Genomic DNA, 12,739 nt, shown 5'->3' on the forward strand with positions numbered 1-12,739 from the left:
TGCTCAAGTTGTTTCTTTGAGACCCAAACCGTTTTATCTCCTTCTTCAAGGATAACTTCACGAAGTCCAGCAACAACCAGCTTCTTATAATAAGCTTCATTAATTGAGAGTTCACGTTTTAAATCAGCTTTTTTCTTATATGGAAACTCACGACTTTGTTCAACTCTTGCTTCAACTAACTTATCAACATGGCTTAATACTGATTGAGTCAGCTCATGCTCTGCTTCAATTGATAAAATACTCATGCCATGCCTCCTTGTTTATCCCAAGAAGTCCAGTTTTTCTTTTCTTCTGACATTCCTGCTTCGTACATTCTTCGAGTTACGAGTGAATTAAATTCACGGCAGTGTCTTGCCGCGCTTCCGCCTGATATATCTTTTATAGCCTGATTTTTCACAGTGTTATAAAGTTGCCAATAATTTTCAAATTCTTCGGTTTCTTTTTCAAGCCATTTTGTAGGTTTGTGAGCTTTTTTACCACGATTAAATCCCACGCTATAAGCGGTCATTAACGCTTTATAGATGTCGTATTTTTCTAACTTTAAACCGTCTCGTTCTTCAAGCCGGTTAAGAGAGAAAAACAAATCTTCAAATACTGGGTTAAATTCTGTATAATCGCATTGCTTTGCGACTGCTTGTTCGATTTCTGCACGTACATTCAATTTTTCGTCTATTGTTGCCATTTTCTTACCCCTTAACCATTTCTACTTGAATATCGTTTTCTAAAGTTGTGAAAGTCACTACATTTTGACCGTCAAACAAGCGGTAGACATACTCATTAAGTTGGATAAAGAGTCTTGCTTTGGCTTTTAACAAGTCCATAAGTTCAAAAGCGATAGAATCGTCTAGGATATAAGTTTCCTTGTTTACTGGTTTTTTCATCTTGTGTAACCTCTCTTTTTAGTGTAAAATAGAGAGTAGAAAAGCTTTATTTAAGCCGCTCTACTCATATTGTTTAAAATCCCGCCGGTCTCCAAACTTTTGGGATTTTTTTGTGTTCTCAATTTTGCGTACTGGGCGGTGCGCTTTTTTTATTTTTTACATTTTAAAATTATCAGCATACTCTTGAAATGAATTCGAGAACTTTAATATAGATACTTTGCTTAACTTGACAAGGTCCTGTTTCAAGGCTGCGCAAAGTTTTTTCCCCAATTCCAATCAGTTTACATGTTTCGATCTGAGTTAGTTTCATCCCTGCTCGTCTTTCTCTGAGAGATTTAGCTTGTTCATTTGTCCATATCTTCATATTGGATAGGTATCCTTTCTATTTTTAGGATTGTTTTTCAATCCTTTGAGTATATTATATACTGTTTTTCAATCCTTGTCAATAAAAAAGAAATGAAAAGCAGTCCTTTAACTATCTTTTCTTTGTTTTTCTGATATAATTTATATAAAGAGAGGAAACAAATATGTCACTTACAGCAGATAGAATCAAAAAACAGAGAAAAAAAAATAACTTGACAATGCAGGACTTGGCTGAAAAAATGGGGGTCTCTAAAACTACTATTGTAGAATGGGAAAATGGTAAAAGAGAACCAAAGCAAGATGTCATTGATAAATTATCCGAATTTTTAGACGTAGATAAGGCGTATCTCCTAGGTTTACAAAAAGAGGAGAAAATAATTTCATTGGCAAATTTTATAATGGAGCTTGGTAATGAACGCTTTACAAAGTTTTTTAATGAACTAAGAACAAATTTTTCAGAACAAGATTATGATAATTTGACTAATATAGTCTCTGCCTATTCTTTACTTGATAACGAAGATAGAATTTTTTTTACAAAAAGCATGGCCTTAAAATCAGGATTAATTGACAGAACATTTAAAGCAGAAAATGGAAAAATTATTTTTATTGATAATGATAAACCCTCGTCTTAATTTAAATAATTTCATGTTTTGACTTTTGCGTACTGGGCGGTGCTAGAAGGACAAATCAACATGAACAAACTAAATATAAAAGAATACAAAACAAAAGGCGGAGAGGTGCGTTATATTCTCCGTGGCGCTTATATCGGTACTGATGTGCTGACAGGTAAGCAAGTTAAAACAGACATCAGAGGACGTACAAAAACAGGCGTCAAGAATGAACTTGAACGCCTGAAAAATAATTTTAAAAAGAATGGTAACACCAAAGGTAAAGAATCACTCGAAACTTTTGGAGAGGTTGCTGAGAGCTTTTTTGAACTTTATAAGCTGCAACGTAAGATAGGTTCTATTGACCAAATGAGATCAAATCTCGATAATTATACTTTGCCAGCTTTTGGTAGTAAGAGAATCACCAAGATTACCACAGCACAAATACAGCAGCAAGTTATCAATTGGGGAAAAAGTGCCGCTGCTCCTCTTAATGGGAGGCAAAAGCGTACTACTGGACAAGCTAAACGATATAAACTGCAGTTCAATATCATCAATCGCATATTTCAACATGCACTTTCACTTGGAATCATTGAGGCTAATCCGTGTCAGTCAGTGATTGTGCCACAAGTAAAGGTGGAACAAGCAAAAAAAGAGATAAAGTTTTACAAAAAATCAGAATTAGCAAAACTCTTTAATTACCTTGAATCTCTAAAGAGTGGCCAGTGGTCAAATGAATACTTTAAAGCTCTTCTACGCTTGCTTGTGGCATCGGGCTTGCGTATTGGCGAAGCTATGGCCTTATCATGGTCTGATATTAACTTTGAAAACCAGACTGTATCTGTCAGCAAAACCACAGTCAGACGATTTCAAATTCAAGATACACCAAAAAGCAATAAAAGCAATCGAATTATTACCATTGACGATAAGGCAATTTCTGTATTAAAAAGCTGGTACTTCTTTCAAAAGAAACACTTTATGAAGTTAGGAAATCCACAACAAAACCTAGTATTTCCAAAAATAGAAGGTGGAGTGATGGATTATCACAACCTTATCTACAAGCTGAATAATATAATCAAAGATGCTGAACTGCCGTTGTTGAGCTTTCATGGATTCAGGCATTCACATGCTAGCCTTTGTTTAAATGCTGGAATGAGTTATAAAGTGATTCAAGAAAGGCTAGGTCATTCAAAGTTGCAATTGACTATGGACCTATACTCACATCTTGAGCCCGAAAAGAAGAATAAAGAGCTTGAACTATTTACTAAGTATGCCAACTTTTAAAATAGAACTCTGTTAAAAACTCTGTTAATTCTATTCTTAGATAAAAAAAAAAACTCAAACCTTTTAATATCAAAGGCTTGAGACTAATCCGTGTATATAATATAATAAAATAGACAGTTTTTTAAAAATGAAGTTTAAATTCTACATCAAAAATTTACAATTTACTATTTTTTGTGTATCATGGAAATAAAGGAGAAAAAATATGAGCCATAGAGATAAATTATCTTATATTATACTTGGACTTTTAAAGACCGAACCATTAAGTGGTTATGACCTTAAGAAAAAGTTTGAAAGTGAAGTCGGTGAATTTTGGCAAGCCAACACAGGGCAAATTTATCCTTCACTTAGAGTATTATTAAACGATCAAGCCGTTACTTTTGATGTACACATTGTAGGTGAAAAGTTAGAGAAAAAAACCTATCAAATTACTCCAAAAGGAATCGAACTATTTAACGAGTGGTTAAAACACCCTGTTGACCGCTATCCAATTCAAAAAGATGAATTCATGCTCCGCCTTTATTTTCTTGATGACAAAAATGAAGAAAATCTCCAAAAACTAATTGAAGAAGAAAGTATTGTCCACCAGAAAAAACTGGAATATCTGATTAAACGTCAAAAAGACCTCTTTGGTGAGGATGAAAAAAATAAAAAAAGTGGCCACTATCTGGTTCTAGATTTTGCTATTCAAAGAGAAACTTTTAAAAAAGATTGGCTTCAATCATTACTTGAAGAACTTAAGAATTAATAAAAAACACACCTTCTTACTAAAAAGTAATAAGGTGTGTTTTTTATTACGTGGATAGATAATATTTCCGATCAACAAAAAAAGCCAGAATAAACTCTGACTTTTTTATTTTATACGCCCCAAACTGATTCTAAAACATTAGTTTGTTCACGACCAGGACCTACTGAGAAAGTCGAGATACGTACGCCAACTAGTTCACCAACACGACGAACATAGTTACGAGCAGCTTCTGGTAACTCTTCTAAAGTTCGGCATGAAGTAATATCTTCAGACCATCCTGGCAATTCTTCATAGATTGGTTTGCAATCTGCTAATTCTTTAAGTGATGCTGGATAATGAGTAATTTGTTCACCATTACTACGTTCGTAAGCAACACAAATTTTTACTGTTTCAAGTCCTGAGAGAACGTCAATTGAATTCAAGCTAAGATTTGTCAAGCCAGAAACACGTTTTGCATGACGCATTACGACTGAGTCAAACCAACCAACACGACGTGGACGTCCTGTTGTTGTTCCATATTCATGTCCTACTTCACGAATTTGATGTCCAACTTCATCAAAAAGTTCTGTTGGGAATGGACCATCACCCACACGTGAAGTATAGGCTTTACAAACACCGACAACTTTTGAAATTTTTGATGGACCCACACCAGAGCCAATCGTTACCCCACCTGCTACTGGGTTTGATGAAGTTACAAATGGATATGTTCCTTGGTCAATATCAAGCATTACCCCTTGCGCACCTTCAAAAAGGACACGTTTTCCTGCATCAAGGGCATCATTCAAGATAACTGAAGTATCTGTCACATATTTTTTAAGTTGTTGACCGTATTCATAGTATTCTTCAAAAATTTCTTCAAATTCGATTGGTTCTGAATCATACATTTTTACAAATTCACGGTTTTTGGCTTCAAGGTTTGTACGTAAACGTTCCTCAAAGATTTCTTTGTCAAGTAAGTCTGCAACACGAATTCCGACACGAGCTGCTTTATCCATATAGGCTGGGCCAATCCCTTTAATGGTTGTCCCAATCTTCTTATCGCCTTTGGCTTCTTCTTGAAGGAAGTCTAATTTTTTATGGTAAGGCAAGATAACATGTGCACGGTCTGAAATACGTAAGCTCTCTGCAGAAACTCCATTTTCAGCGAGATAAGCGATTTCTTCAATCAGTGATTTTGGGTTAACAACGACACCATTCCCAATAACGGAAATCTTTTCAGGAAAGAAAATTCCTGATGGAATGAGGTGAAGTTTGAACTTCTTGCCGTCGATGACGATGGTATGACCTGCATTGTCTCCCCCTTGATAACGGGCAATAACTTCTGCATTTGAGCTTAGGAAATCTGTAATTTTACCTTTTCCTTCATCTCCCCATTGCGTTCCGACAACTACTACTGATGGCATAATATTCTCCTTTTGGATAGTTTTGACTATCCACTTTTCTTAAAATATTTTGCACGCTCCAAGTTCGCTTGGCTGGCATTTCTAAAAAACTTCTTCAACTTTTGAACTAATTTATCAAAAGTAAAAGATAAATCATTTCTTGAAAGCTCCTATCGCACTATTTTTTATTTTATCAAAAAACATCAAGATTTACTTAAAAAATCCTGATGCTTTTGATTAAATCTAAATTATCGTTCGGAAATACGGAACTTTTTTAATCTTTAAATATGTTTTACAAAAAACTGAGAATTTTGGAGACTGTTCCACTTTCTAGTAAAACCATTATTCCAATTATTATATAAACAAAAGCAAGAATCCAACGGCTATATTTTTCTAAAACGTCATGAAGGTGAGGAATTTTTGCAATTGTTTTTCCAAGAAGCCCTAAAATTAATATGTTTAAGGCAAAAATTATTATAGATAATAGCAAATTATTTGCTGACAGTGTCATAAAAAATGGAGTAAACAAAGCAATATTATCCGCTCCACAACTCGCAAAAGAAATGATAATAACAGTTCCAAGCAAGCTTTTATTTTTCCTTTTTTGTAGCAATTCATCTAATTCTTCATCGTCATCATCATCCCCAAAGAATAAATATTTTATTCCTAGTCCTAAAGGAATCAGGCCCAGTAAGCCCAAAATCCACTCTTCTGGAACAAGTTTTAGGATGACCGCAAAAAATAAACTGACCAATACAAGTGCAAAAGAACCAATTATTTGTCCCAAAGTAATAGATAAATGACTTTTTTTATCAAAACGAACATATAATATTGCTAGTAATATAAGTAAATCTAGGGCTGTTGCCCAGTAGATAACCGTTGAATTTATTATAACTGAAAACATATTAACCATTTTCTAACCTCTCAAAGCTATTGAGGATGAGCTTTTTCATTATTTTACTAAATGGAAAGCTATAATCAAAGGATTTTGGTTTAATAAAAGGAATACTTATCTATATTAGTAGAGCTCTTGCTATCATTAATCTCTTATTTTTTTCCCTCAGGATGGATATTTTGTTTTACAGTATATGAATCCAATTCAATTTTTATTACTCCAACTCGCTCTAACATTTTTTCTGGCATGGGGTCGTATTCTTTTCCTTTTGCTGCATGCTCCATTAAAAGCTCCAATGCCGCCCTCTTTTCGTCCAAATTTTCTAGTATTTCTGCTTTTCCAAAGCCAATCAAACTTTGATAGGCATAAGAATAAGTTGAAGCATTTTTATTTCCTTCAATTAGCTTATGATGACTATCCATTTCGATAGCAACTAAAGGATTTTTTTCTAGCATTGATACTTTCTTTCCTTCTTTTGCTCCGTGAATATACAATGTTAGTTGATCATTATTATCCCAAGAATAGCCAAAATTTACTGGTACTACATAGGGGTAAATTTCTCCATTTATGGCCAGACGAACGACTTGTACTTCTTCAATCAGTTTTTTAATTAGCTCAATATCTGTGACCTGTCTTTTAGCTCTTCTCATATCCATTGTTATTATCCTTTACTTCTGTATTTGTACAATTAATTTATATTAAATTTTTACATATGATTATTTTAAAATACCATTCTCAGGGCTTACTTATCCAACGAATCCATTCGGGCAAAGCTTCTTTTTTAGGCTTGTAACCTTTCTTAAACATCGTATAAAAATATTCTTTATTAAGACGTTCAAATCTATCTAAAAATGATTCATCTCCATTTTCATTTTTACGAACTGCATTGATAAAAGCAGTTAAAATAATCGCTATGACTAGTCCTATATAAATTAATATAAAAAAAGCAATAAATATTAATATTGGCCCAAGTGGTACAGTTCGCATAATTCACATTCTTTCTTTTAATAATTGGTTTCAGGATACATAAATTTACAAATACAAATAATTTTTATAGTTTATTATCAAAACACCAGTTAAATTTAATGATCCAAGTTCCATTTTACAATTTCACTAACCAAGCGTTTGAGTTCATTGGTTTCAACATCATAAGGAACTTTTATGGTCCCTTTACTACATTCATATTGTCCTTTAAGAGACGCACTATTATTTTCAATGAAGTTTGGTTTTGGATATATTCCTAAGTGCTTTTTTTGAGAACTTGCATAAATGAGGACATTCTTATCCTTAAACCATGCAGGCATTCCGTAGGAAATCCGTTCTTGTGCTTCAGGAAAGACCAATTTTACAGTTTCTCTGACAATGTTCATTAACTCATCATTTTTAAAATAATCTTCAAATTCCATAGCAGGCCTCTCTCATCTTCATTATCATTTTTTTGTTGTTTTTAGTAATAATATGTTCAAAAAAAATTATTTACTGCTATTAGTTTATCAAAATCCTTTATTCTTAACAAACTCTTTTAAGATTTCTCAAACATCAATGGAAAATCTGATATTTTTTCTTGCTTTTATATCATTTATTGATTGACAATTTTTTTGTTCTATTGAGGTCAGTTAGGGTCTTGTGGTACAATAGACTCATGGATAAAATTATCAAATCAATCTCAAAAAATGGGCATTTCAGAGCTTTTGCTTTGGATTCAACCCTAACTGTGAAAGAAGCACAGGAACGCCATCAAACATGGCCAACCTCGACGGTTGCCTTAGGTCGTACATTGATTGCTGGACAAATTTTAGGAGCTAATGAAAAAGGTGATACTAAAATTACAGTTAAAGTTCTGGGTGATGGAGCAATGGGCCCAATCATCGCAGTCGCTGACAGCCGCGGCCATGTCAAAGGTTATGTCAAAAATCGTGAACTCGACTATAAAAAAGCTTCAACTGGTGAAGTATTAGTTGCTCCTTTTGTTGGTAATGGCTTTTTAGTTGTGGTCAAAGACATGGGACTTAAACAACCTTATAGTGGTCAAGTTGATTTAATTACTGGTGAAATTGGCGAAGACTTAGCTTGGTATTTTTTAAGTTCAGAACAAACTCCCTCTTCTGTTGGTGTGAATGTTTTACTTAACGAGGACTCAGATACAGTCAAAATTGCTGGTGGATTCATGTTGCAAGCTTTGCCAGATGCTACTGACGAAGAAATTACCGAAATTGAACATAATATCAAAAGTATGCCTTCAATTGCAACAATGCTGACCATTGAAGAACCATTAAAAACGATGTTAGACAATATTTATGGCGATATGGAATACAAAAATCTTGGTGAATTTCCTTTGGAATTCAAATGTGATTGTAGTAAGGAACGTTTCCTTGAAGGTATTAAATCTTTAGGAAGAGAACCAATTGAGGAAATGATAGCCGAGGACCATGGTGCTGAAATTGTTTGTCAATTCTGTGAAAATAAATATGAGTATTCTGAAGATGAATTAAAAGTACTCCTTAAGTAAAATAACTAATTATTTTACTGACAGAAATTCTGTCAGTAAATAGAATTGAGAAAAATGACTGTAAAACTTTTTATTGCTTCTACAATAGACGGCTATATTGCCACCAAAGAAGAAAGTCTCCAATGGCTTTTTGATGTTGAGGGTGAGGGTGATAACGGCTATGGTGCTTTTTATAGTGGTATTGATACAATCATTATGGGGAAAAAGACTTATGATTGGTTAGAAAAAGAGCAAGCCGGTCAGTGGCCTTATTCTGACAAAACTTCTTATATTTTAACTCATCAAGAAATTTCTTCTACTGACAATATCGTTTTTATTGACAAAGAAAAACTGACAGAACTGTCAGTAAATTTTGCGGATACTGACAAAAATATCTGGGTTGTTGGCGGTGGAGAAGTCATCAAACTTTTTCTTAAAAATCACTGGGTTGATGAATTACAAGTTACCATTGCCCCAGTTTTACTAGGAGAAGGAATTCCACTTTTTCCGTCAGGAAATTACAAAGAGAAACTCCAACTGATTGACACAAAAACTTACGGACAATTTGTTGAATTACATTATTTAGTAAAAAAATAGATACTGACAATTTTGTCAGTATTTTTTGTCAGTAAAAATTACTGACAGGATTCACTGACAGAACTGTCAGTAACTTTTTAAGCCTTAAAACCTTGTGAAATCTCAAAAAATTGCTATAATATTCTTTATGACTATGGACAAAATTTACAACGAATCGTGGAAAATTGGCGATATCGAAATAAAAAATAAAATTGTGTTAGCACCAATGGCCGGAATTACGAATAAAGCTTTTCTGACTACTGCTAAAGAATTTGGAGCTGGACTTGTTGTAACTGAAATGATTTCTGATAAAGGAATTGAACATCGCAACAAAAAGACTTTGGAAATGATGGATTTTGAAGGGGTCCCTCATCCACTCTCAATGCAAATTTTTGGGGGTGAAGTAGATACTCTGGTTGAAGCAGCCAAATTTGTTGAAGCAAATACTGTTGCTGATATTATTGATATCAATATGGGTTGCCCAGTACCCAAAGTAACTAAAAACGAAGCCGGTTCTCGTCTTTTGCTTGATCCTGATAAAGTTTATGATGTGGTCTCTGCTGTTTCTAAAGCTATTTCAAGACCACTAACAGTGAAAATCCGAATTGGTTGGGATGATGACCACCTTTTTGCTGTTGAAAATGCTAAAGCAATTGAAGCGGGAGGCGGAGCGGCTGTTTCTATGCATGCACGAACCAAAGCACAAGCTTATACAGGAAATGCTCAAGAAAATTGGCACTGGCTCAAAAAATTGACCGAAAATGTCAATATTCCGGTCATCGGAAATGGCGATGTCAAGACTCCTGAAGACGCGAAACGCATGATTGATGAAACAGGCGTCACTGCGGTCATGATGGGAAGAGCAGCCCTTGGAAACCCTTGGATTCTTCATCGTACCGAGCATTATCTACGAACAGGTGAACTATTGCCTGAACCAACAGTTGCGGAAAAAATGGAAATTGCAAAACTTCACTTGGCACGTCTCGTCGAATTAAAAGGTGATAATCTTGCTAGTCGAGAATTTCGTCAGCACGCAGCATATTACCTCAAAGGAGCTTCTCGTGCAGCAAAGGTAAAAGTTGCTGTCAATCAAGCAGAATCACAAGCAGAAATTATCACTATTCTCGATAATTTTGTGAATGGAATCAAATAAAACAATATGAAATCTGGAAATTTCCAGGTTTTTTAGTTATAATAAATATAGAAATAAATATTCACACAATTCCGAAAATAGAAAGGGTTTTCTATATGCGTACAACAAAAGCCACTGAAGAAATCGAAAAAGCTATTATTCACCTGAAGAAAGCAAAACGAGAAATTAGTAATTATACTTTTGAATACAATGTTCAAAACTTGATTCAGTTAGATAAGACAATTAAGCAGTTGGAAAATATCAAAACTGGAATCAATGCAGATAGCTTTTCTGTTGAAGGAGTCAAATCTACCGGTGAAATTGAAGGCGCACGTCTTTCAAGATAATTAATTTCACTGACAAAAATAAAAAATAGCTCTCTTGAGCTATTTTTTTCCTTTTTTAGCCACTTTATAACGACTGCGTGGATAAGTGAAATCACCAATGACTTCATGAACATTTATAATTGATGTGAAAGCATTCGGGTCAAGAATAGACAAAATTTGTTTTACTTCTTGAATTTCTCCAGGGTTTAAAACAACATATAAAATTTCTTTAGAATTTCCTGAGTAAGCCCCTTCTCCATGTAAATAAGTCGCGCTACGACCGATTTCTTCAATAATTGCTTTAGCAATTTCAGCATGATTATTCGTGATAATAAGCATTCCTCGAACCGTATAACCACCAGATTGAACCACATTAATTACTTGTGCTGCCACAAAACTTGCAATCAAAGTGTACATCATATGGCGTAAATCAATATAGCTTAATGAAAGTAACATCACACAAGCATCAAAGATAAAGAAAGTTCGCCCAACAGCGACCCCAGCCTTAATCTGCAAAAGCTTGGCAATAATATCGGCCCCACCAGTCGTTCCACCAAAACGGAAAACTAAACCAATTCCTGTTCCGGCAAATACACCAGCGAGCAAAGCAGCGATTAAATAATCATGTCCGACATTAATTGCGACTGGAATCCGTTGGAAAATCCACATCCAGATTGAAAGACTCACGATTCCCCAAATTGTATAAACAAAGGTTCGGCGCCCAAGAAAGCGATAGCCAAGAATTAAAAGTGGAATATTTAAGATAAGCTGGGTATAAGAAGGGTCAATATGCAATAGAGCATAACCAATCAATGAAAGCCCAGCAACCCCACCTTCAGCCAAGTGGTTCCCCATGTTAAACTCAACAAAACCAAAGGCATAAATTGCTGTACCAATTGTAACAGCAAGAAGTTGCAAAAAATGCACCTTAGATAATTTTTTCATAATATTCCTCAAAAATTTCGATGAAATATCCTTGCCGAGGGCAAGGACGTTTAAATCTATTGTAGTTTAAATTTAGAATTTAGTCAACTTTTGAAAACTTCTCCCTTTTTAACTTAAGTATCTAAAAAAAAATAGCTCAATGAGCTATTTTATTTTTTTAAATCTTTAAATCTACCCCGTTTAGGAGAGAAATCTCCCACAACTTCATGAACATTGATGACTGAAGCGAAGGCATTCGGGTCAATTACCGATAGAATTTGTTTTACTTCTTGTATTTCACTTGGGTTAAGAACAACGTAAAGCACTTCTTTTTCAGTTCCTGAATAGGCTCCTTCACCGTGTAAATATGTTGCGCTTCGACCAATTTCTTCAATAATTGTTTTAGCAACTTCTACATGATGATTTGTGATGATAAGCATTCCTCGAACTGTATAACCACCATTTTGAATCAAATTAATCATTTGCATTGAAATAAAGCTGGCAATCAAAGTATACATCATATGTTTAAGGTCAACATAACTTAAAGATAGAGCCAAGATACAAGAGTCAAAGATAAAAAGCATTCGCCCAACAGGAATTCCTTTTTTTATTTGAAATAACTTAGCAAGAATATCTGTCCCACCTGTTGTTCCACCAAAGCGAAAGACCAATCCAATCCCTGAACCTGAAAAGACTCCGGCGAGTAAAGCGGCTATTAGAGTATCATTTCCAATATTAATTGTAAAACTGACCCTTTGGAAAATCCAAATCCAAACAGCTAAACTCACAATTCCCCAAATTGTATAAATAAAGGTTCTTCTTCCTAAAAAACGATAACCTATCATCAGAAGAGGAATGTTGATTAAAAGTTGAACATAAGAAGGGTCAATATGCCATAAAGCATAAGAAATCAAAGAAAGTCCGGCGACCCCTCCTTGAGCTAAGTGATTCGCCATATTAAAGGCGACAAAGCCAAAAGCATAAATTCCAGTACCAATTGCGATGGCAAGCAAGTACAAAAAATGTACTCGTGCAAATCTTTTCATTTTATTTCCTCCTTTATTTTTTCAGATAATAAGGGGAGAAAGTCCTCCTTTTGGCTTTCTCCCTTTTATCTTTCTTTTTTCAATGTAAA

General features: G+C 34.5%; 17 protein-coding genes. 7 read left to right on the forward strand and 10 right to left on the reverse strand.

Annotated features, from left to right (window positions below; all coding sequences use genetic code 11):
- From AB6B24_RS08585 to AB6B24_RS08595, 3 genes are all read right to left on the reverse strand, one after another.
- Positions 1–245 (reverse strand): hypothetical protein (locus tag AB6B24_RS08585; protein WP_369164482.1); only part of this gene is annotated, 245 nt, incomplete at its 3' end.
- Positions 242–682, reverse strand: coding sequence for a hypothetical protein (locus AB6B24_RS08590; protein WP_369164483.1), 441 nt, complete (start codon positions 680–682; stop codon positions 242–244). The genes AB6B24_RS08585 and AB6B24_RS08590, both read right to left, overlap by 4 nt.
- Before the next feature lie 4 nt (positions 683–686).
- Positions 687–881: a DUF1655 domain-containing protein gene (locus AB6B24_RS08595; protein ID WP_369164485.1), complete on the reverse strand. Its 195-nt coding sequence runs from the start codon at positions 879–881 to the stop codon at positions 687–689.
- Positions 882–1,408: 527 nt separating this feature from the next.
- Between AB6B24_RS08595 and AB6B24_RS08600 the strand changes: the two genes are divergently transcribed.
- The 3 genes from AB6B24_RS08600 to AB6B24_RS08610 all read left to right on the forward strand — a co-directional run bounded on the left by AB6B24_RS08600 (position 1,409) and on the right by AB6B24_RS08610 (position 3,881).
- On the forward strand, positions 1,409–1,876 hold the full coding sequence (locus AB6B24_RS08600; RefSeq protein WP_369164486.1) for a helix-turn-helix domain-containing protein: 468 nt from the start codon (positions 1,409–1,411) through the stop codon (positions 1,874–1,876).
- Positions 1,877–1,936: 60 nt separating this feature from the next.
- Positions 1,937–3,136 carry a tyrosine-type recombinase/integrase gene (locus tag AB6B24_RS08605; protein ID WP_369164487.1) on the forward strand — a complete coding sequence of 400 codons (1,200 nt, stop codon included), beginning with the start codon at positions 1,937–1,939 and terminating at the stop codon, positions 3,134–3,136.
- Positions 3,137–3,338: 202 nt separating this feature from the next.
- On the forward strand, positions 3,339–3,881 hold the full coding sequence (locus tag AB6B24_RS08610) for a PadR family transcriptional regulator (protein WP_047206851.1): 543 nt from the start codon (positions 3,339–3,341) through the stop codon (positions 3,879–3,881).
- 110 nt (positions 3,882–3,991) lie between these two features.
- Here the strand turns inward: AB6B24_RS08610 and AB6B24_RS08615 are convergent, their stop codons facing one another.
- The 5 genes from AB6B24_RS08615 to AB6B24_RS08635 all read right to left on the reverse strand — a co-directional run bounded on the left by AB6B24_RS08615 (position 3,992) and on the right by AB6B24_RS08635 (position 7,564).
- Positions 3,992–5,284 carry an adenylosuccinate synthase gene (locus AB6B24_RS08615; RefSeq protein WP_004254838.1) on the reverse strand — a complete coding sequence of 431 codons (1,293 nt, stop codon included), beginning with the start codon at positions 5,282–5,284 and terminating at the stop codon, positions 3,992–3,994.
- A 271-nt stretch (positions 5,285–5,555) separates the two neighbouring features.
- Positions 5,556–6,176 carry a cadmium resistance transporter gene (locus AB6B24_RS08620; protein ID WP_103055121.1) on the reverse strand — a complete coding sequence of 207 codons (621 nt, stop codon included), beginning with the start codon at positions 6,174–6,176 and terminating at the stop codon, positions 5,556–5,558.
- A 134-nt stretch (positions 6,177–6,310) separates the two neighbouring features.
- Positions 6,311–6,814, reverse strand: a complete 504-nt coding sequence (locus AB6B24_RS08625; protein WP_311804202.1) for a pyridoxamine 5'-phosphate oxidase family protein — start codon at positions 6,812–6,814, stop codon at positions 6,311–6,313.
- Positions 6,815–6,893: 79 nt separating this feature from the next.
- Positions 6,894–7,145: a hypothetical protein gene (locus tag AB6B24_RS08630; protein WP_012898476.1), complete on the reverse strand. Its 252-nt coding sequence runs from the start codon at positions 7,143–7,145 to the stop codon at positions 6,894–6,896.
- 95 nt (positions 7,146–7,240) lie between these two features.
- Positions 7,241–7,564 (reverse strand): DUF1801 domain-containing protein, encoded by a 324-nt coding sequence (locus tag AB6B24_RS08635; protein ID WP_311804204.1) that lies wholly within the window; start codon positions 7,562–7,564, stop codon positions 7,241–7,243.
- A 236-nt stretch (positions 7,565–7,800) separates the two neighbouring features.
- On the opposite strand from AB6B24_RS08635, the gene hslO reads away from it, so the two are divergent.
- From hslO to AB6B24_RS08655, 4 genes are all read left to right on the forward strand, one after another.
- The gene (gene hslO / locus AB6B24_RS08640) at positions 7,801–8,667 is read left to right on the forward strand and encodes an Hsp33 family molecular chaperone HslO (RefSeq protein ID WP_311804206.1); all 867 of its coding nucleotides are present in this window, start codon (positions 7,801–7,803) and stop codon (positions 8,665–8,667) included.
- A gap of 54 nt (positions 8,668–8,721) precedes the next feature.
- A complete protein-coding gene (locus AB6B24_RS08645; RefSeq protein ID WP_311804208.1) occupies positions 8,722–9,243 on the forward strand; it encodes a dihydrofolate reductase family protein in 522 nt (173 codons plus the stop codon).
- Positions 9,244–9,370: 127 nt separating this feature from the next.
- Positions 9,371–10,375 carry a tRNA dihydrouridine synthase DusB gene (dusB, locus tag AB6B24_RS08650; RefSeq protein WP_012898479.1) on the forward strand — a complete coding sequence of 335 codons (1,005 nt, stop codon included), beginning with the start codon at positions 9,371–9,373 and terminating at the stop codon, positions 10,373–10,375.
- A gap of 95 nt (positions 10,376–10,470) precedes the next feature.
- Complete coding sequence (locus tag AB6B24_RS08655; protein WP_004254795.1) at positions 10,471–10,701, forward strand: hypothetical protein; 231 nt, start codon at positions 10,471–10,473, stop codon at positions 10,699–10,701.
- A 39-nt stretch (positions 10,702–10,740) separates the two neighbouring features.
- Here the strand turns inward: AB6B24_RS08655 and AB6B24_RS08660 are convergent, their stop codons facing one another.
- Together AB6B24_RS08660 and AB6B24_RS08665 are read right to left on the reverse strand one after the other, a co-directional pair.
- Positions 10,741–11,625 (reverse strand): YitT family protein, encoded by an 885-nt coding sequence (locus AB6B24_RS08660; protein WP_153242106.1) that lies wholly within the window; start codon positions 11,623–11,625, stop codon positions 10,741–10,743.
- Between the two features lie 149 nt (positions 11,626–11,774).
- Entirely contained in the window at positions 11,775–12,650 is an 876-nt protein-coding gene (locus AB6B24_RS08665) for a YitT family protein (protein WP_058218986.1), read from the reverse strand.
- Positions 12,651–12,739: the final 89 nt, after the last annotated feature.

This window comes from Lactococcus sp. AK05 (assembly GCF_041026685.1).
Classification (GTDB): Bacteria; Bacillota; Bacilli; order Lactobacillales; family Streptococcaceae; genus Lactococcus; species Lactococcus lactis.